Below are 19,647 nucleotides of genomic sequence, written 5' to 3'. Positions count from 1 at the left end.
AGGCTGGATAGTCCATCAGGTCAGGCGGTTGCCGCCGCCTTTTTGTTTGCGGCGCGGCGACGCATTCCCGCGATGAGCGAACTCGGGTAGTCCTTTGCATTGCCCAGGGCTGCGGTGACGCGATCGAGATAGACCGCGATGATCACCACGCCGAGTCCGGCTTCGACTCCGAGCGGCAGGTTCTGGGTGGCGATCGCCTCGACGACGTTTTTTCCGAGTCCGTCGGCGCCGACCATTCCGGCGATGACAGCCATGGCCAGTGCGAGCATGATTACCTGGTTGATGCCGGCCATGATCGTCGGCGTGGCGAGGGGCAGCTGAACGCCTCTGAGGATCTGTCCGGGTGTCGCGCCGAAGGACTGTCCTGCTTCGACAGTCTCCGAATCGACTCCGCGGATGCCGAGCTCCGTGAACCTCACGCCCGGTGGCAGTGCGAAGATCACAGTTGCCACGAGACCGGGAACGACGCCGATGCCGAAGAAGGTGACCGCAGGGATGAGGTAGACGAAGGACGGCATCGTCTGCATGAAGTCGAGCACCGGTTTGATGACCGTTGACGCCGCGTCGTTGCGCGCGGCGAGGATGCCCACTGGTACGGCGATGATGACGGCGATCACGGCGGCGATGAGGACAAGAGCCAGCGTCTGCATGGAAGCCACCCATTGGTCCATAGTCATGATGAAGAACATCGTGATCACCGTGCCCAGAGCCATCTGCCAGGACCGCAGCACCCAGCCGATGAGTGCCAGCAGAACGATGATGACGAGAGGGTGAAGGTCGACGAGCACATCGGTGAGGATCTCGATGAAGAAGTTGAACAGCCAGGTCACGGCGTCGAAGAACCACGCGACGTTTTCTTTGAGCCAGTCGAACGCGGTATCGACCCAGGCCCCGATGGGAATTCTGATGTTCTCCATCAGCGCTCACTCCTTTCGCCGGCGGTCTGCGGTGAAACCGAATCATCAGCCTCGGCGAGCACCTGATCGATGATGCCGGTGTCGACGGGCTCTGGCCAGTCGTCGACCGAGGCATCCGTCGGCTGCTCATCGTTGCCGTTCTGGTTGCCGAGTGCGGCAAGCAGGGTGGCCCGAGGCACAACGCCGACAAGGTCGCCGTCGGCATCGGTGACGGGCACGGGCAGAGGCATTTCCGAGGACGGAAGGAAGAGATCGATGAGCAGGTCGTCCTGAGAAGCGGGGTGGGCGACCGGCTTGATGATCTCGTCGAGAGAGGTGGCTCCTCGCCGGATGTGCTCGAGGCAGTCGCGGTCGCTGACGAGACCGAGGAACTTCCGGTCCCTGTCTGTGACATACACGCCCGAGGCATTGTGTTCGCGCATGGTGCGCAGCGCGACGCGGGGACCGTTGTGACTGCTCACGGTCTGACGTGCTTTCTCCATGACGTTGTTGGCAGTCAGCACACGTGCCCGATCGACATCGTGGACGAACTGGGCGACGTAGTCGTTGGCCGGGTCAGTGAGAATATCCTCCGGGGTGCCGACCTGGACGATGCGTCCGTTGCGCATGACTGCGATCCGGTCGCCGAGGAACATCGCCTCGTTGAGGTCGTGGGTGATGAAGATGATGGTCTTCTTGAGCTCGCCCTGAAGTTCGATGAGCTGTTCCTGCATCTCACGTCGGATGAGCGGGTCGAGGGCAGAGAATGCCTCATCCATGAGCAGGATGTCTGTTTCAGCGGCAAGTGCGCGGGCCAGGCCGACGCGCTGCTGCATGCCGCCGGAGAGCTGCTCAGGGTATTTGTCACCCCACCCGTCGAGACCGACAGCCTTGAGCCAGCGGTCAGCTGCTTTGTCTCGCTCCGCCTTCGCGATTCCACGGATTTCGAGGGCGTAGGCGGCATTGTCGCGGACCGTGCGGTGTGGCAGCAGTGCGAAGTGCTGGAAGACCATGGAGATGTGTTCGCTGCGCACCTTGCGCAAGGCCGCAGCGTCGACCTTGGCGATGTCGGTGCCGAGCACTTCGACCGAACCTGATGTTGGAGCCCACAGGCCATTGAGTGTGCGAATCAGGGTTGACTTGCCCGAGCCGGATAGCCCCATGACGACGAAGATCTCGCCCTCTTGGACGTCGAAACTCGCGTCGATGACCGCGGCCGTTCCGAGTTTGGTCAGATCGTCACGGTCGGCACCCTCTTCGAGTCGCTTGACGACCTCGTTCTGGCGCTTTCCGAAGACTTTGTAGACGTTTGTCGCCTTGACAACGCTCACGTGCTTCCTCCTTGCATTCTTGACTCTCCGCAAGAACGAGAGGCTTCACCCCCGTTTTGCAGTACGGCGGTGGTCGATCCGAACTGGGTCGATCGCTCACTCGCCTCACCGCACACGGATATCTCACTTCTCATTGTAGTTTTGTTCAGAATTTTCGGCAGTAGCTTTGTCGAAAGATCACGGAGTGGTGAACTTGACGACCGCTTTGACCTGGGGCGATGTAAAATCATGCGTTACTTGATTGTTACAAACTGCTCTTGAGGCATATACGTATGGCCTTATCCGATTTGTTACACAATGCGGATTGTTGATGGTGAAAGAGGCTGTCAGCTCTCAAGCGAGATGCGGCCGTGCAGCAGAGGTACTCAGGAATCCGAGGATCTCGGGGTTGACCACCTCGGCGAACTCTTCGAAGAAGCCATGCCAACCACCAGGGCAGATGAGGATCCGGGAGTCCGCTATGCGCTCGTGCAGCAGATGAGCATTGTCGACGGGATTCATGAGATCGTCGTCGCCGTGGACGATGAGTGTTGGCGCGGTGATCTCCGGCAGACGTTCCCAGGCATTGTGATGGGCGCTGATGCGCAGGTGGGCAGCGGATTCCTGGGCGGTCATCGTGTCGTCGCCGAGCAGTTTGCTGTACCTGGGAGCCACGGTCCAATTCGGGGTATAGAACAGCGAGAACAGGTACTGGGTATGTTCGCGACCGCGCAGCCGCGCCAGAGACTGGCCCACCTCACGAGGGCGTTTGACCGAGTTCGGACCCCCGGGGGTCGTGCATCCCAGGGCAAGTGCGCCGACGCGCTCGGGGAAATCCAGCGCCAGCATCTGAGCGATACGCCCGCCCATCGATGTTCCGTAGACGGCAGCGCGGGCAATTCCGAGATGGTCGAGAACCTCGGCGGCATCAGCGGCGAAGCTCGCAGTCGAGAGATCGGTCAGTTCGCCACGGCTGCCGCCGGTGCCGCGGTAGTCGAAGGTGACGGTGCGAAACTGCGGTTCGAAGTCCGCGCGCAGCTCGTCCCACCAGCGATGGGAGCTCGACTGCCCTTGGAGGAGCAGCAGAGCCGGTGCCTCAAGCGGCCCGCTGACCTGGATCTCGAGTGGGAAGCCGTCACGAGCGGTGATGGTGAGCTGGTCCCTAGTCTCCACGTGGTGTTCCTCTTCACTGGTGCGCCGGCCCGAGCACCTAGGCTTGGGCCATGAAGCAATTGCCGTTCCTCAATGATGCCGCAGATGACCGTACGGCTGTCGACTCGTCCACGCCAGCAGCGACGCCGGCGGCTGCGAACCCGCGGCGACCGGCCATCATCGTTCCCGTTCAGGCAACTGCGGCCGATGAGATCGCCCGGCAGTGCGGGGCCGTTGCCGATGCCGGTGCCGTTGACGTCATCGAATGGCGCATCGATACCGTGATCGCCGCTGTCACGAGCGCGCAAAATACTGATTCCAACGCGGCTGCAACCGCGGAGTCTGCCGAGATGGAGCCCCGGGTCCTCGCCGAGGCTGTCCTGAACCTGGCACCGTATGTGACCAGGGCAGGGCTTCCGGTCCTCATGACGTTGCGGACGGGGTTCGAAGGCGGGCAGGCCGAGGTGGGCGAAGACGTCTACACGGAGGTTCTGAGGGCAGTCATCTCCGGGCTTGCCGAAGAGGCCGAACTGCCGGAGCCGGCGAAGCGGAGTGCGGGAACCACATGGGCACTCGACGTCGAGATCGAGCGCAACGGTGCGGCTCGTCTCATCGAGGCAGCGCATGACTTGGGAATCTCAGTGGTTGCCTCGCACCACAATTTCGCGGGGACGGACTCGGCGGAGGCGATGGGTGCCACGTTCACCGCGATGGCTGCGGCCGGAGCGGACGTGGCGAAGATTGCAATGATGCCCACGAGCAGTGCCGATGTCGCCGAGCTGCTGGGAGCCACGGCTCGAGCAGAAGCGACTCTGGACATACCCGTGCTCGGGATCTCGATGGGGCAGTTGGGCCGTACCAGTCGGATCATGGGCCCAGATTTCGGCAGCTGCGCAACGTTTGCACAACTGGGTGAGCCGTCGGCACCCGGCCAGATCGCCGTGGCAGATCTGGTCGGGGTGATCGACGAACTCTACGGCTGAAGTGTCAGCGGGGACCGACTGATCAGTCGACGCCTTCTTCGATCTGCTTGCGGAACTTCTTGGGCAGAGCGTCGTCGCCGAAGCTGTTGCGCACGGTGCTGGCGGCAACGCGCTGCACGACGAGCTGAGCCACTGCGACACCGACACCGGAGACGATGGTCCAGGCCAGAGCCTCGGACATCGAGATCTCATCATCGACTGGGTTGTTCGGAGCGGGACGTTTGGTCGACTTCTCCCAAGCGAAGGTCAACACCTTACGAGCCGCGAATGCTGCCACGATGGGCGCTCCGACGCCGATGACCTGCCAAGCGAGCTTTCCCATGCTCGTGTCCTTTCGTTAGACGTTGTGCCTGCGACGCTTCTGCGTCGCGCAGATATCGCTGAGGTGCGAATCCGTACGTGTCCACACTAGCGCAGGAGACCCTTTCTTACGCAGGAGCCAGAACTTCATACTTTTGAGGGATGTGCGCGACTGCCGCGACCGATAGATTGAAGCTTCAGCGCAGGAGAGGAGCCTCAATGCTCACCAGATGGAAAGTCGCGGTCATCACCGGACTGTTTGCCTTCGGCGCGCTGAATTTCATCCTCGGACTGTTCCCGCTGCTCGCCGACATCTTCTGGATCCTGTGGTTCACCGGCTGCGGCGCATGCATTCTCGCACTGGTCCTGACAGTGATCGTGCCGTCTCAGTCTCCGGCAGCGAAATCGTCTGTCGCAGGTCACCCCGCAACGCCCAGTCCTACAGCGCACCCCGCTCCAGGCCCTGTCGATGGCGTCAGCCAGCCTTGATCAGCGATTGCAGCTGAGCTGTCAGCTCTTCGTCGCGCGTGATCGGGTTCCCGTCCACCTCATTGAGCGTCACCGCAGTGCGCATCGAGGACACATACCAAGCGCCATCGGCAGTGATGACGTCATTCAAACCGAGGTCGGCGTATTCGGTGCTGAACCCGAGTTCTGCGGCATGATCGAAGATCAGGCGCTGGGTTGTGCCCGAGAGCAGACCCGCTTCCGGATTCGGCGTGAGGAGGCGGTCACCTCGGCGAATGATGAGGTTGGACGTCGGGCCTTCGAGGACGACGCCGTCATGGGAGACGAAGAGGGCCTCGTCGGCGCCCTGCGTGGCCGCATACCTGCCGGCGGCCTGGTTGACGGCGTATGACAGGGTCTTGGCCCCGATGAGCAGCCAGGGTGCCTTGGTTCCGAGATAGGCATCGTAGCCGCGGTCGAGGCTGACGGCGGAGATCCCCTCTGCCCGAGCGTGCGTGATCTTCTCATCGACGGGAACGTTGAACGCCCAGCCGCGCGGAGTCTGACTGCCGTCTGGGTTCTGCGCTCCGCGTGACAGTGCGTAGCGGACCCCGACCTCGGTGAGGTTCGGATCGGCCGCCCGCACCTCGGCGATCACGGTGTCGAGTCCGCGATCCCATAGTTCCGGTTCCGGTTCGGGCAGGCCCAGCGCCGAGGCGGAGGCGCAGAACCGTTCGAAATGACGATTGCGAGACACCACGGTCACCTCGTCGCCGATGCGCACGAGAACGGTCTCGAAGATGCCGTCTCCGCGGTGAGCCGACAGGTCAGTGACGGGAAGCTGGGGTGCGCCGAGATCGGCCACCTCGACGGTGGATGCGGCAGGGTCGATGAGGACAAGTGCATCGGTCATACCGACAGTCTAGGTTCTCAGAAAATCTGCGCCGAGCCGCTGCTGCGCTCAGCCTGCGCTGACGCCGAAGAGGAGGCCGAGAGCATAGGTCACCGCAGCAGCACCGAATCCCACGGCGAGCTGGCGCAGTGCGCGCGGTCCCGGAGCAGTTCCCGAGAGCAGGCCGACCGTGCCGCCGGTGAAGAGGAGTGCGATGCCGACGAGTCCGGCGGAGACGAACACGGCGGGCAGCCCGGACAGGCCGAAGATGTAGGGGAGGATCGGGATGAGCGCGCCCGAGGAGAAGAAGCCGAAGCTCGACAGCGAGGCACCCAGTCCCGTGCCCAGTTCGTCACGGTCGACACCCGCATCGAGGTTGGGCAGCTGTGGTGCCTTCTTGTTCTTGGCCGCGGCGATCGTCTTATGTGCCCGGACATCGGCCTCGGGGGAATCCATTCCCCTGGCGCGGAAGACGAGGGCGAGTTCGTTGGCGTCGATGTTGAGATCGGCGATTGCGTGGCGTGATTCGGGGTCGGGAGTTGAAGCATCGAGAAGCTCGCGCTGGGAGCGCACGGAGATGTACTCTCCGGCCGCCATAGACAGGGCCCCGGCAAGCAGGCCGGAGACACCGGTGAGGAGAATGACGTGGTTGCCCACGCCCGCAGCGCCCACACCGAGGACGAGTGCGAGGTTGGATACGAGCCCATCGTTGGCGCCGAAGACCGCTGCGCGGAAATTTCCTGACAGGCGGGCTCGGGAACGGGCGGCGAGAGCACGGACGACCTCGGCGTGGATCCGCTCATCGGCGGCCATCTCTGCCGACGCCGCCTCCTCGTCGTCATAGGGCGAGCTCGTCTCCGATTGCTGTGCCAGCGCGAGAACGAAGACCGAGCCGAAGAGTCGTCCCAGGAACGCGAGGCTCAGGGTGAGCAGATCGGGGGTCCGCTTCTTGTGCGCATGCTCGCCGAGGAGGTCGATCCAGTGTTCTTGGTGCCGGGACTCGGCGGTGGCCAGGGCCAGCAGGATCTCCCGATCTTCGCCCGAGCGGCGGTCGGCCAGATTGCGATAGACGCGCTCCTCGAGGCGCTCATTGGCCAGGTATCTCTGCCAGCGTCTGACGGTCCTGTGATCGGGCTCAGGTCGCGCTTCGGGGGCTGTTGACTCGTTGTTCATCACTGGTCTGATTCTACGCCTGAATTCAACACTTGCGCAATCGACTAAGTATTGGTTGTTATCGATTCGTTACCTCAATCATCCAGGGGATGGACTAGATTAAAGCTCAATGTGAGTTGTGTCACCGTTTCGTTATAGATGTATGTATTTCGTTACCAATGACGAAGTCATCGCGAAACGTGAGAATCAAGCTTCCCCTTGAGTTCGACAGGTTGGCACCGCTGCTGTAGTGAATTTCTGACAGCGTCGGTGCCTCCGGTTCGCGCTCAGCTATTCGTGTGCTGCGATTACCCCGTGGGTGACGTTCGGTCGATGACCGGACGCGGTCAGAGATGTCCGCTCGCAGTCGTGCGCGAATGGCAATCGTGGTTCGTCTGGCACCTGAGGAGCGAAAGGAACTCCATGAAGTTGCGTACTAAAACCTGGTTGGCGGTCACCGCTGCCACCGGTCTGGCTCTCGGCGGATTCAGTCCGGCCTTGGCCGCCGGGAACGCGGGACCGACCGAGCACACCGACATGGGCGTCACAGGCGACGCCGTGATGGAACATCTGCAGAAGATCTCTGACATCTCGACTTCCCACGCTGATGAGGGATTCCGCGCGTTGGGAACGCCCGGTTATGAGGAGTCCGTTGAGTACGTCGAGCAGACGCTCGAGGCCACCGGTGCCTTCGACGTCGAACGTCAGGCCTTCGAGGTCGACAACCAGACATTCGGCGAGGTCGCTGTCAATGTGGACGGCGAAGATCTCGAGGCCACCCCGGCCAGTTACACCGAGGGCACCGACGAGCCGCTGACCGATCTGCCTGTGGCGCTGCCGGTCGATGATGACTACAGCGATCTGGCCGGCGGTCAGCTCGGCTGTGCTGCCAGTGACTTCGACGACAGCGCAGAGGGTGCACTCGTCCTCGTCGCACGCGGCACCTGCTCCTTCGGGGAGAAGACCCAAGCGGCCACGGACGCCGGAGCCGCAGCGGTCATCCTCTACAACAACGACACCTCCGCACCCGATGAGACACTCAACGCCACCCTCGGCGAACGTGTCGAGAACGGCGCACCCACCGTCGGTGTCAGCTACAACATCGGCAATGACCTGCTGACCAAGATCGAGGGCGCGGCCGAGGGCGAGCCGCTGCTGGCGGACTTCACGCTCGAGACCGAATACACCACCTCGACGACCTGGAACGTCATCGCCGAAACCAAGGCCGGCGACCACGACAACGTCCAGATGTTCGGCGCTCACCTTGATGGCGTCGCCGAAGGGCCAGGAGTCAACGACAACGGTTCGGGATCGGCCGCACTGCTGGCCAGCGCAGAGGCACTGGCCGAGCAGCCGACCGAAGCTGACAACGCCATCCGCTTCGGCTGGTGGGCAGCCGAAGAGGTCGGACTCGTCGGCTCGACCCACTACGTGGAGAACCTCGGTGAAGCAGAGCTGTCGAAGGTCAAGTCGTACATGAACTTCGACATGATCGGATCCGACAACTACATCGTCGGCACCCTCGACTCCGACGGCTCCGATGTGCCGATCCCAGATGGGGTCAACGTACCCGAGGGCTCGGCGGAGCTGGAAGAGATCTTCACCGACTACTTCGCCGATATCGATCAGCCCAATGTCGGAACGGACTTCTCGGGACGCTCTGACTACCAGGCGTTCATCGACAACGGCATTCCTGCCAGCGGACTGTTCTCAGGTGCCGATGGCACGAAGACCGAGCAGGAAGCAGAGTGGTTCGGTGGTACGGTCGGCGACAAGCATGACACGAACTACCACCAGCCCACCGACACGATCGAGAACGTGAGCAAGGAGTCCGTTGGCATCTTCGCTCCTGCAATCGGCTTCGCGGTCCACACGCTGGCTTATGACCTGGTGGACGAGCCGACCGATCCTCCGACCGACCCGACGGATCCTCCGACCGATCCCACGGATCCTCCGACGGACGACCCTACGGACGACCCGACTGACGGTCCGACGGACGATCCGACCGATGACCCGAGCGAGCGCAGCCTGAACATCGATCCGAAGACGATCGAAGTGGATGACTTCGTCGGAAAGACCGGCGTCCAGGTCGCGGCTGCCGGCTGCACCGCCGACACGACCGCGACGATGACCGTCGATCCGCAGAACGGAAAGATCGAGAAGTTCGAACAGACCGCGACGGCAGACGCCGATTCCGTGGCGAAGTTCGGAGTGCGCGGTCTCGAAAAATCGGCCGCAGATGACTACATCGGTGCCTACGATGTCACCGTCGACTGTGAGGGCGGAGATCCGCTGACCGGTTCGTTCGATGTCGTCGCCGAAGGTGACGGCCCCGGTGCCGGCGACGGTGGGGGAGACCTCCCGCGTACCGGTAACGAGGCGCTGCCTCTCGTGATCTCAGCCGGAGCACTCATCCTGCTCGGTGTGATCATGACCATGGGAGCTCGCCGCCGTAAGGCCTGAGCCTCCTCCGCAGACCACGCGGGCCGGTGACTGAAAAAGTTCACCGGCCCGCGTGCCCATTCATCTTCTGTCTGGAGACCTCTCCGCTGTGGTGAGACGCTCTCGCTCAGTCAGCGGAGTCCTTCAGCACCTGCCCATCTTGGTCAGGCAGAATGGTCTGCTGTGACTCCCAAACTCTTCTTCAAGACCTTCGCCATCGCTGAGACCATCACCTGGACTCTGCTCATCATCGGCATGATCCTCAAGTACACACATGTCACCGAGGTCGGTGTGCGCATCGGCGGCGGAATCCACGGGTTCGTCTTCATCTGCTTCGTCATCGCCGTCATCGGGGTGGGAACCTCGCAGATGTGGAGCAAGAAGCGCATCGCCACGGGCCTGGGGTCGGCCATCATTCCCTATGCCACTATTCCCTTCGAGAGATCCGTAGAAAAGAGGGGAGCACTCGAAGGCGACTGGGGACTGGGTGCAAACGGACGCACACCGCGGAACTGGTTCGAGAAACTCACCTCCTGGGCAATCCGCACACCCCTGCTCGCCATCGGCGTAGGAGTCATCGTGGTCATCGCCATCTTCAGCGGACTGCTCTTTCTCGGCCCTCCCGGTGAATGGGGCAAGTGAACCCGGCGCCATCTCGGGCTCCGGCAGGTCTGTCCAGGAAAAGCAGACTCGCATAGGATGAACACCACAGGCGCTGTGGTCCCACTGCGCCTTGTCCCTTCCAATCCAGAATCTCGGAAAGGCCCAAGTGGATTTCATCCTGGGCGCCGTCGTCATCGGCGCCATCGTCATCATCGCCCTGATCGTGTTCTTCGTGATCATGCGCTCGATCAAGATCGCCTCCCCGTCTGAGGCCCTCATCATCACCGGCCGGAACGCCAGCAGTTCGGGTGGCACCGGCCGAATCATCATCGGCGGTCGCGCGGTCGTGTACCCGGTCGTCCAGAAGGCCTTCTTCCTGTCGCTGTCCTCACGTCAGATCGCGGTCGCCATTGACGGCATCTCGATGAACGGCATCGCCTTGCGCCTGCACGGTGTTGCGCAGGTCAAGGTCGGCGGCACCGAGGAAGATGTGCGCAAGGCTGCACAGCGCTTCCTTGATCAGCAGGATCAGATCGAGCCCTACAGCACGGAGATCCTCTCCGGCACTCTGCGCGCCGTCGTCGGCACGCTCACCGTCGAGCAGATCATTCAGGATCGGGCCTCCTTCGCCTCCCAGGTGCAGGAGGAGTCCGCGCACTCGATGAACAACCAGGGTCTGGTCATCGACACGTTCCAGATCTCCGCGGTCGAAGACGAGGGCAGCTACCTGAAGGACTGGGGTCGCCCACAGGCGGCCGAGGTCGCGAAGAATGCCGCCATCGCCGAGGCGAACGCCGGTCGTGCCTCGGCCGTTGAGGAAGCGCTGCAGAACGAGTCGACCCAGAAGCAGCAGGCTCTGACCGATCAGGCCATCGCCGAACAGCAGCAGCAGCTTGCGCTGCGGCGTGCGGCCCTGAAGGAAGAGGCTGATCAGCGTCAGGCGGCAGCCGATAACGCCGGTCCGCTGTCTGCTGCGGCAGAGAAGCAGAAGCTGCTCGAGCGCGATCGCGTGGTTGCCAAGGAAGCCGCAGAGCTGCGTGCCGAACAGCTCGATGCCGAGGTCAGGCGTCCCGCCGACGCTGAGCGCTACCGTCAGCAGGCGGAAGCCGATGCTCGTGCCTACGAGATCGAAGCCCAGGGTCGGGCCGAGGCCGCTGCCGAACTGCACCGTCGGTCGAAGGACGCCGAGGCCATTCGCCTCGAGGGTGAGGCTCAGGCCGATGCGATCAAGGCTCGGGGTGAGGCAGAAGCCGGAGCGCTTCAGGCTCAAGCCGAGGCCTACAAGAAGTTCAATGATGCGGCCGTGCTGTCGAAGGTCCTCGAGGTTCTGCCGACCATCGCCGGTGAGCTCGTCGCGCCGTATGCGAACATCAAGGATCTCTCGATCGTCTCAACTGACGGAGAGTCCAAGCTGGCGAACTCCGTGTCGAACAACCTCGCTCAGGTCCTCGAAGTCGTGCGCGGGACGACCGGTATCGACCTCGGCAACCTCGTCGACAAGGCTCAGAACCAGGGCGGCTCGAAGTCCGCGAACGGATGGGTCCGCGATGACTCGACCACGTTCGATGACAGTGGCGACTTCGCCGGGTCGGAATCTGCAGACGATGGAGCCGACGGCCAGGATCAGGTCGTCGAAGGTGAGATCTCCGAGGGCCACAGCGGCCAGTCGGGTCGCGAAGGTCGTTCCGGCCGCGGAGGATCGAAGCCCACCGGATTGGGGGATCCCAGCGCATGGTCGAGTGGGAACTTCGACCCGAAGGACTACCTCGACGAGAACGGTGAACTCGACCTTACACATATCGGTGATGATGTGAAGAAGGCCACCGGGATCGACGTGCAGGCCTACATCGCCGACGCGCTGCGCCGACGCGATGGACGTGACGGCGATTCGGGTGGGTCGGGCTCGAGCGGTCCGGGTTCGAACGGGCCGAAGGGTGACGGCGGTCCTCGGGACGGCGGACCCGGCAAGAAGTAATCCCCCGTGTGATTGACGCGCACAGATTGCGTACGCGTCCGGCAATCGTTGCTGGGCACGTACGCATTCTGTGTTCGGTGTCACGGCCCGGGCCAACCTGGCGTCATCCTAATTCATAAAGACATGCGCATATGTTAATGTGATGGTGTAGGAGGTTCCCATGGCCCACGACCACTCGCACAGTTCAGGTTCGCGTCGACGCTTGGCGGTCGTCTTCGGCATCGTCCTGATCATCTTCGTCTTCCAGGTGATCGGCTCGATCATGACTGGCAGCCTGGCGCTGCTGATCGACACGGGACATAACTCCGTCGACCTCATCGGCATCGGAATCGCGCTCTTCGCCGCCACTCTGGTCCGGAAGCCGCCGAAAGGTCAGAAGACCTGGGGGTTTCGCCGGGCCGAGGTGCTCGCCGCCGGAGCACAGGCGACTCTGCTGCTGGGACTCGGCGTCTACAGCCTCATTGAGGGCATCCGCCGTTTCTTCGTCCCGCCCGAGGTTCCCGGCCCGGAACTGCTGTTCTTCGGTGTCGTCGGACTGGTCGGCAATATCGTGTCGATCATCATCCTCAGCTCATCCAAAGAGCAGTCACTCAATCTCAGGGCAGCATTCCTCGAGGTCATCGCCGATGCGTTGGGTTCCGTCGCAGTCATCCTCGCTGCCGTGTCCATCTGGCTCTTCGACTGGACCCGCGCCGACGCGGTGGCAGCCCTGATCATTGCCGCGCTGATCGTGCCCAGGGCCTTCACCATCCTCAAGGAGACCGGATCGATCCTCCTCGAAGTCGCTCCTAGAGAGCTCGACCTCGACAAGGTCAAAATGCACATCGAAGGTGTCGAGCACGTCCAGGAGGTTCACGATCTTCACGTCACGCGCATCGACTCCAACTTGCCTGTGCTTACCGCGCACGTGGTACTTGCCGATTCGTGCTTCTACGACGGCCACGCGCCGCGCATCCTCGTCGCGCTGCAGGAATGCCTGGCCGAGCACTTCAAGGTCGCGATCGAACACTCGACATTCCAGTTCGACCGGGCGAAGGACGCGGCCCAGGAGACCCACACCCATACCTGAGCTGAGTAGTCAGAACCAGGCGGGTATCCGGAGCCAGTTGGCCACGAACGGGGAATCGTCCCCGGGCGGGAGTTAGTCGGTGCCTCCGGGGCGAATATCGCGCTATTTTCGACCCGGACACACCGGCTAAGGGGCTGTTCGCTGCCAAGTGCGACGGAGAGGTAGTGCAGACGCAGATCTCCTCGGCGAAGATCAGCTTGAAGTACACCCGCAGGCGTGTTCCGATCAGCCCTGCGGCAGGATCTCGATCGATTCGGTGCGGAACTTCTCGAGCTTGGCCGGATCGATTGAGACGCCGAAGCCGACTCCCGTGGGCACGTCGACCTTGCCGTCGTACATGACGATCTCTTCGGTGATGTCTTCGTGGAAGAAGCGGTTCGATCCCGAGATGTCTCCGGGCAAGGTGAAGCCGGGCAAAGATGCGAGAGCGGCATTGGCGGCACGCCCCAGACCGGTCTCGACCATTCCGCCATGCCAGACAGCCACACCGTGGGCGGAGCAGAGGTCATGGATCTTCTTCGCCTCGATGAAGCCGCCGACTCGTCCTGGTTTGATGTTGATGACGGCTGCGGCACCCATGGAGATCGCGTCGGCCGCGGCCTCGGCGGAGTCGATCGACTCATCCAGGCACATCGGTGTCTCCATCAGCTTCGCGAGTTCCCCATGCTGACGAATATCGGCCTCGCCCAAGGGCTGTTCGATGAGGAGAAGTCCGTACTTGTCGAGCCTGCGCAGGTGGGAGGCATCGACAAGGGTATAGGCGGCATTGGCGTCGACTTGGAAGCTGAAGTCGTCACCGAAGGCCTTGCGCACCGCAGCGATGGGGGCGATGTCCTTGCCCGGTTTGATCTTGAGCTTGATGCGGGCATAGCCCTCTTCCAAGTATCCGCCGATGACCTTGACGGTCTCTTCGACAGAGTCCTGAATGCCCACGGAGACACCTGAAGGGACGGAGTCGACGACGCCGCCGAGGTAGCTCTTGAACGACTGGTCGTTGAGCTTGAGCTGAGCCTCGATGACCGCCATCTCCAGCGCGGACTTCGCCATCGGGTGGCCGATCACGTGGCGCAGATGCCAGGACACGGTCTCGGCAGTGAGATCGTCGACGTCGAAGAGGATCGGTGCCAGCCAGCGCTTCGTCACATCGATACCCGAGGCGACGTATTCCGAGGAATAGAGCGGGGAGATCATCGCCACCGACTCGCCCCAGCCTGTGATCTCACCTTTCGGGGTGTCGATGGTGGCCTCGACGAGGTAGCAGTCCTTCTCCGTCTCCCGCATGAACGAGGTCTCGAAGGGGGTGACGAGGGGAATGGACACCTGGTGGAGAGTGATTGACTTGAGCTTCATGCGCCATGCACCTTCTTTGTGTTCGGGCTGATGATCCTGTGACCCAGCCTATAGCCACTCGCATGACTACCTCGGCGGGCGTTGGAGTATGGACATAGGTGAACGACCGAGGCGTGAAACCGACATTCTTCTCCCTTGGAATCACTCGGCAGGACTCCTTGCACTCACTTGCGGCTCGCACTGACCGTCTCACAGGTGCGGTGCTTCTAGAACTGGGGTTCTCGACATTGGTACTGTGAGTCAAAGATCGCGCTCAACGTGAGGGAGAGCTACGTGAACGACTACCTGCGGACTTTCAAGGGCCGGAAGCAGAAGTGGTTCGGACTCAAACTGCCCGTCAAGGCTGCTCTCGCACAGCCGTATCTCCACCCGCTGATGAGGACGGTGGCGCCCCATATCAACGGCATCAAGGTCGGCAGACTGCCCGCACCGATCGGACTCACCGAGGTACGCGGTCGTGCCGGAGGGGCTGGCTTCTACCTCGTCGATCCCTTCCGCTGCGAGATCGCCAAGGAATTCTACTGGGGCAAGGGCCGCCGGACAGAGTCGGAGGACGCCTTCGCACTCGACCTCATGGTCGAGCTGTCCCGTGACGCGGACGTGTTCCTCGACATCGGCGCCTACACCGGGGTATTCACGATGGCAGTGCTGGCCGCGAATCCGGCCGCGGTCGCCCACTCCTTCGAGATCATCCCCGCCGTCGTCACTGGGCTGGAGAAGAACGTGGCCCGGAACCACCTCGGCGATCGGGTGACTGTACATCCGACGGGCGTCGGCAAGCCCGGCACCACGATGCAGGTGCCCACCGGCGACGGGGGATCGGCGCTGCCCTCGTTCTACGGGACGGGGATGGACTTCGACTCCGGCGCCGAGGTGCGCTTCACCTCTCTCGACGAACTCCTCCCGGACCTGCCGGAGGGCCACCCCCTGGTGACGGTGAAGATCGACGTGGAGGGCGCGGAGAACGACGTCCTCGACAACGGGCGAGAGCTGCTGGCCACGCTGCAGCCGGACATTCTGTGCGAGATCCTCGACGACCGGGCTCAGCCGGAGCAGCTGATGCGCATCCTCGACCGGCTCGACTACCACTACTACCTCGTCGGGACCGATCATCTCATCGCCCATGATGAGATCGTCCCGGACCCGCATTTCCGCGACTGGCTCTTCACCACGAAGAACCCAGAGGACATGCGGGTCGCGGGCTACCCGGTCAGGTGAACGACCGAGTCAGCTCAACCGGGTCGGTTGAGGAGCGCTGAGGCTCGCCTCACCCGTGGAGCTGACTAGCGGAGTCACCCCTGGAGCTGATCGGCGATGAGGGCCGCGAGCAGGGCTGTGCGCGGTGCGATCTCAGCGATGACCGCGTGCTCGTGCTCGGCATGCGCACCATCACCCACAGCGCCCAGGCCATCGAGGGTCGCAATGCCGTCGCCGGCGGTGAAGTTCCCGTCCGAAGCGCCGCCCACGGAGACACCTTCCGGTGCGGGCAGACCGAGTTCAGCGGCCAGGGCTGCGGCACGCTCGAAGAGTGCCGCCGACTGCTCACGTTCGAAGGGCGGACGGTTGATGCCGCCGAGGACCTCGATTGACGAGCCTTCCAACTGTGGGCGGGTGGCGAGTTCACGAATAGCGGCATCGACGCGGTCGAGTTCGGCGGCGGTGCGGGCACGGACATCGATGTCGACGCGTGCCTCGGCCGGGACCGTGTTCGACGTGGTGCCCGCGCTGATCACCGTCGGCACCACAGAGGTACCCGCCTCGGCGTCGGCGAGATCTGCGACGAGGGGCAGGTGCAGGGCCAGGGCCATGCCCGCGTTGATCCCCTTCTCCGGTTCGAGCCCGGCATGGGAGGCCTTGCCCGTGAACACGAGGACGTAGTTGCTCGTTCCCTTGCGCTCGAGTTTGAGTGCACCCCCGGCGCTCGCCTCCATCACATACACGGCCTTCGCCTCGGCCGCCTCGGCGCGGATGAGATCGGAGGAGGAGATTGACCCGATCTCCTCATCACCGGTGACCAGGATCGACAGACCATCAAGGGCACCCTCGCCGAGGTGCTCGCGCAGGATCGCGCTCGCGTGGATGCTCATGATCGCCCCGGTGAGCATGTCGAAGCTGCCTGGGCCGCGCAGGATGCCGTCGTCAGTGGAGAAGGGAATGCGCTCCAGGGTTCCGTGCGGCCAGACCGTGTCCTGGTGGTTGAGGAGGACCACGCGGGCCGGGCCCGAACCGAAACGCAAGCGCACATGAGCGGTGTCATCGACGGTGATGACCTCAGCGGTGGCCCCGAGCCGTTCGCGCAGGAGTTCGACGAAGTCCCGGGCACCGGCGGCCACGGCCTCTTTGTCGTGGGAAGGAGTCTCCTTCGTGATGACGCGTTCGATGTCGTCGAGAATCTGGGGGAGACGGTCATTGGCCTTCGCCACGAGGTCAGCGGACTGGAGATCTGAGGTCAGAGAGGTGGTCATGACCAGATTCTACGATGGGGCCCGCAAGGCCGGTTGCGACGTCCGCATCATGCGACGAAAGCGGCATGCGCAAACGCGAGTGACTGTGGTTTGCTTGACCTATGGGTGAGGAAGTCAGTTCCAAGCGGTACACGCCGGAAGAACGCACACTGTATCGAGAGAAGCTCGCGGAGAACCTCGAGCTCTTCGACACCTACCTGCGCCATGCGGAGTTCAAATCTGCGGGCACGATCGGTCTGGAGCTCGAACTCAACCTCATCGACTCCGACAATCAGCCGAGCCTCAACAACACGAAGGTACTTCAGCGTCTCGACGATGAGTACCAGTCCGAGATCGGCGGGTTCAACCTCGAACTCAACCACCCTGTTCTGCAGGTGGCCGGGCGCGGACTGAAGACCCTGGAAGCAGGAGTGGCACACCGGCTGGCCAAGGCACAGAAGGCCGCCGAGGCGGAGGGGCTGACAGTCACATCGATCGGCACACTGCCGACCCTGAGCACCCAATTCCTCACCGAGGAAACGTGGATCACCGAGGAGAACCGCTACGAGGCGCTGAGCAACTCGATCGTCGACGCCCGCGGTGAGTACGTCCGCATCGAACTCGACGGTGAGGAGAAGTACAAACACGAATTCTCCGACATCGCACCGGAAGCCTCATGCACGTCCATGCAGCTGCATCTGCAGGTCGCACCCAATAAATTCGCCGAAGCCTGGAACGCCTCCCAGGCGATCGCGGCGGCACAGGTCGCGATGAGTGCGAACTCGCCTCTGTTCGTCGGCCGCAAACTCTGGCACGAATCGCGGATCCCCGTATTCACTCAGGCCATCGACACCCGCACTCCCGAACTCGTCAACCAGGGGGTCCGGCCCCGGGTGTGGTTCGGAGAGCGGTGGATCACCAGCGTCTTCGACCTCTTCGAAGAGAACGTCCGCTATTTCCCGCCGCTGCTGCCGGAGATCAAGGACTTCGTCGAATTCAGTTCCGCCGATGCCCCGAAGCTCTACGAACTCAATCTGCACAACGGCACCGTGTGGCGCTGGAACCGGCCGATCTACGATTCCTCCGACTCCGGTGCCCACATCCGGGTGGAGAACCGACTCCTCCCGGCCGGCCCCACTCCCGTCGACATGGTCGCCGATGCCGCCTTCTACTACGGTCTCGCCGAGTTCCTCGTCGGAGAGAACCGGCCTGTGTGGTCGCGGATGTCCTTCCGCGAGGCCGAGGAGAACTTCTTCGCCTGCGCCAAGGACGGAATCGGCGCCCGTGTGACCTGGCCGAAGATCGGCCACATCGACGTCGCGGATCTGGTGCTCGATGTCCTCATCCCGCAGGCGCGGAGAGGCCTGAGCCGTCTGGGCATCGACAAAGACGTCATCGACGAATACATGTCGATCATCGAAGGCCGCGCCGAGCTGCGCACCAACGGCGCAACCTGGCAGCTGAAGATGCTCGACCATCTGGCCCCGAACAGCGCTCCGGACTCCCCGGAGCGCCGCGAGGGACTCAAGCAGATGATGGACGCCTACGTGGCGAACCAGGCCTCCGGCGACCCCGTCCACACCTGGGACGTGCCGGTCTGAGCGTTGCTGTCTGAGTCGGATGCTGACTGAGTCAGAGGCGTTCGACCTCGACGAAGACGACGTCGGCGGTGCCGTTCGGGTTTGAGACCTCATGCTCGGCTCCAGCGGCACGGGTGTAGCTGACACCAGCCTCGAGCTCGGCGACGATCTCGGTGCCATCGGAGTTCCGCACCCGCATGGTGTCGGTGACCATGGGCACGACGACGTATTCGTATTCGTGCTTGTGCATCGGAATGACGCCGTCGGGTTCGATGGTCCACCTGGTCACGCGGAAGACTCCGTTGTCGAGCTGAACCTCACCTGTTGAACCGGTGCTCTCATCGCTCATGATTCCACTCCTTCAATCGTCATCGATGGTCTGTTCCTCACCCTAGCCCTCAGCCCAACAGCATCCCAGCCCGGCACGTGACCCGCGGCACACAGGAGCCGCCTTCACGGTTAGCATGAGCAGTATGCGATACCCCTACGCTGACATCGACGATGTCGAAGACGATATCCGCGAAACGATCCTGGCCGTGTCGGAGAAGTCGGGCTTCGTGCCTAACGTATTCCTCTCCTTGGCCCGGCGGCCGGTCGAGTTCCGAGCTTTCTTCGCCTACTACGACGCTCTTATGGAGAAGGAGACCGGGAACCTGACCAAGGGAGACCGGGAGATGATCGTCACGGCCACCTCGGCGGTGAATAACTGCCTCTACTGCGTCGTCGCGCACGGAGCCGTGCTGCGCATCATGGAGAAGAAGCCACTGGTCGCAGACCAGGTGGCGGTCAACTACCGACAGGCCGACATCACCGACCGACAGATGGCGATGCTCGACTTCGCGATGACGGTCTGCACAGAGCCCTGGGCACTTGACGACGCTGACTTCGCGGCCCTGGCCGAGCACGGATTCGACGACGAGGACGCCTGGGACATCGGCGCCATCACTGGATTCTTCGGCTTGTCCAACCGCATGGCACACGTGGGCGGAATGATGCCCAACCCCGAGTTCTACCTCATGGGACGCGTCCCACGTGAGAGGAAGTGACCAATG

Annotated in this window: 18 protein-coding genes; 9 read left to right on the top strand and 9 right to left on the bottom strand. The window is 62.8% G+C overall.

The window, feature by feature from the left end:
* Nucleotides 1-20: 20 nt before the first annotated feature.
* The 3 genes from LQ788_RS18385 to LQ788_RS18375 form a co-directional block, all read right to left on the bottom strand.
* Nucleotides 21-917 carry an ABC transporter permease gene (locus LQ788_RS18385; protein WP_231443523.1) on the bottom strand — a complete coding sequence of 299 codons (897 nt, stop codon included), beginning with the start codon at nt 915-917 and terminating at the stop codon, nt 21-23.
* Complete coding sequence (locus tag LQ788_RS18380; RefSeq protein WP_231443521.1) at nt 917-2,227, bottom strand: quaternary amine ABC transporter ATP-binding protein; 1,311 nt, start codon at nt 2,225-2,227, stop codon at nt 917-919. The genes LQ788_RS18385 and LQ788_RS18380 overlap by 1 nt, the downstream gene beginning before the upstream one ends.
* Nucleotides 2,228-2,560: 333 nt before the next feature.
* Entirely contained in the window at nt 2,561-3,379 is an 819-nt protein-coding gene (locus LQ788_RS18375) for an alpha/beta fold hydrolase (RefSeq protein ID WP_231443519.1), read from the bottom strand.
* A 50-nt stretch (nt 3,380-3,429) separates the two neighbouring features.
* On the opposite strand from LQ788_RS18375, the gene LQ788_RS18370 reads away from it, so the two are divergent.
* Nucleotides 3,430-4,341: a type I 3-dehydroquinate dehydratase gene (locus LQ788_RS18370; protein WP_231443517.1), complete on the top strand. Its 912-nt coding sequence runs from the start codon at nt 3,430-3,432 to the stop codon at nt 4,339-4,341.
* Between the two features lie 22 nt (nt 4,342-4,363).
* Here LQ788_RS18370 and LQ788_RS18365 read toward each other — a convergent pair whose 3' ends face one another.
* A complete protein-coding gene (locus LQ788_RS18365) occupies nt 4,364-4,663 on the bottom strand; it encodes a DUF4235 domain-containing protein (RefSeq protein ID WP_096168270.1) in 300 nt (99 codons plus the stop codon).
* Nucleotides 4,664-4,860: 197 nt separating this feature from the next.
* On the opposite strand from LQ788_RS18365, the gene LQ788_RS18360 reads away from it, so the two are divergent.
* Nucleotides 4,861-5,130 carry a hypothetical protein gene (locus tag LQ788_RS18360; protein ID WP_231443516.1) on the top strand — a complete coding sequence of 90 codons (270 nt, stop codon included), beginning with the start codon at nt 4,861-4,863 and terminating at the stop codon, nt 5,128-5,130.
* On the opposite strand, the gene LQ788_RS18355 is transcribed toward LQ788_RS18360, so the two are convergent.
* Nucleotides 5,117-6,001, bottom strand: a complete 885-nt coding sequence (locus tag LQ788_RS18355) for an aminotransferase class IV (RefSeq protein ID WP_231443514.1) — start codon at nt 5,999-6,001, stop codon at nt 5,117-5,119. The genes LQ788_RS18360 and LQ788_RS18355 overlap by 14 nt on opposite strands.
* A 48-nt stretch (nt 6,002-6,049) precedes the next feature.
* Nucleotides 6,050-7,153, bottom strand: a complete 1,104-nt coding sequence (locus LQ788_RS18350) for a VIT1/CCC1 transporter family protein (RefSeq protein ID WP_231443512.1) — start codon at nt 7,151-7,153, stop codon at nt 6,050-6,052.
* A 402-nt stretch (nt 7,154-7,555) separates the two neighbouring features.
* Here LQ788_RS18350 and LQ788_RS18345 point away from each other — a divergent pair, with 402 nt between their 5' ends.
* From LQ788_RS18345 to LQ788_RS18330, 4 genes are all read left to right on the top strand, one after another.
* Nucleotides 7,556-9,595 (top strand): M28 family peptidase, encoded by a 2,040-nt coding sequence (locus LQ788_RS18345; RefSeq protein WP_231443510.1) that lies wholly within the window; start codon nt 7,556-7,558, stop codon nt 9,593-9,595.
* Nucleotides 9,596-9,757: 162 nt separating this feature from the next.
* Entirely contained in the window at nt 9,758-10,216 is a 459-nt protein-coding gene (locus tag LQ788_RS18340) for a DUF3817 domain-containing protein (protein ID WP_231443509.1), read from the top strand.
* A 127-nt stretch (nt 10,217-10,343) separates the two neighbouring features.
* Complete coding sequence (locus tag LQ788_RS18335; RefSeq protein ID WP_231443507.1) at nt 10,344-12,152, top strand: flotillin family protein; 1,809 nt, start codon at nt 10,344-10,346, stop codon at nt 12,150-12,152.
* Between the two features lie 160 nt (nt 12,153-12,312).
* Complete coding sequence (locus LQ788_RS18330) at nt 12,313-13,221, top strand: cation diffusion facilitator family transporter (RefSeq protein WP_231443506.1); 909 nt, start codon at nt 12,313-12,315, stop codon at nt 13,219-13,221.
* A 225-nt stretch (nt 13,222-13,446) separates the two neighbouring features.
* Here the strand turns inward: LQ788_RS18330 and menC are convergent, their stop codons facing one another.
* Nucleotides 13,447-14,571, bottom strand: coding sequence for an o-succinylbenzoate synthase (gene menC, locus LQ788_RS18325; protein ID WP_231443504.1), 1,125 nt, complete (start codon nt 14,569-14,571; stop codon nt 13,447-13,449).
* 273 nt (nt 14,572-14,844) lie between these two features.
* Between menC and LQ788_RS18320 the strand changes: the two genes are divergently transcribed.
* On the top strand, nt 14,845-15,789 hold the full coding sequence (locus LQ788_RS18320; protein ID WP_231443502.1) for an FkbM family methyltransferase: 945 nt from the start codon (nt 14,845-14,847) through the stop codon (nt 15,787-15,789).
* A 74-nt stretch (nt 15,790-15,863) separates the two neighbouring features.
* Here LQ788_RS18320 and LQ788_RS18315 read toward each other — a convergent pair whose 3' ends face one another.
* Complete coding sequence (locus LQ788_RS18315) at nt 15,864-17,036, bottom strand: M20/M25/M40 family metallo-hydrolase (RefSeq protein WP_231443500.1); 1,173 nt, start codon at nt 17,034-17,036, stop codon at nt 15,864-15,866.
* Between the two features lie 101 nt (nt 17,037-17,137).
* Here LQ788_RS18315 and LQ788_RS18310 point away from each other — a divergent pair, with 101 nt between their 5' ends.
* Nucleotides 17,138-18,616 carry a glutamate-cysteine ligase family protein gene (locus LQ788_RS18310; RefSeq protein ID WP_231443498.1) on the top strand — a complete coding sequence of 493 codons (1,479 nt, stop codon included), beginning with the start codon at nt 17,138-17,140 and terminating at the stop codon, nt 18,614-18,616.
* Nucleotides 18,617-18,647: 31 nt separating this feature from the next.
* Here LQ788_RS18310 and LQ788_RS18305 read toward each other — a convergent pair whose 3' ends face one another.
* Nucleotides 18,648-18,944 (bottom strand): cupin domain-containing protein, encoded by a 297-nt coding sequence (locus LQ788_RS18305; protein WP_231443496.1) that lies wholly within the window; start codon nt 18,942-18,944, stop codon nt 18,648-18,650.
* 115 nt (nt 18,945-19,059) lie between these two features.
* Here LQ788_RS18305 and LQ788_RS18300 point away from each other — a divergent pair, with 115 nt between their 5' ends.
* On the top strand, nt 19,060-19,641 hold the full coding sequence (locus tag LQ788_RS18300) for a peroxidase-related enzyme (protein WP_231443494.1): 582 nt from the start codon (nt 19,060-19,062) through the stop codon (nt 19,639-19,641).
* Nucleotides 19,642-19,647: the final 6 nt, after the last annotated feature.

This window comes from Brevibacterium zhoupengii (assembly GCF_021117425.1).
Taxonomy (GTDB): Bacteria; Actinomycetota; Actinomycetes; order Actinomycetales; family Brevibacteriaceae; genus Brevibacterium; species Brevibacterium zhoupengii.
This window is presented reverse-complemented; position numbering and strand designations above follow the sequence as displayed.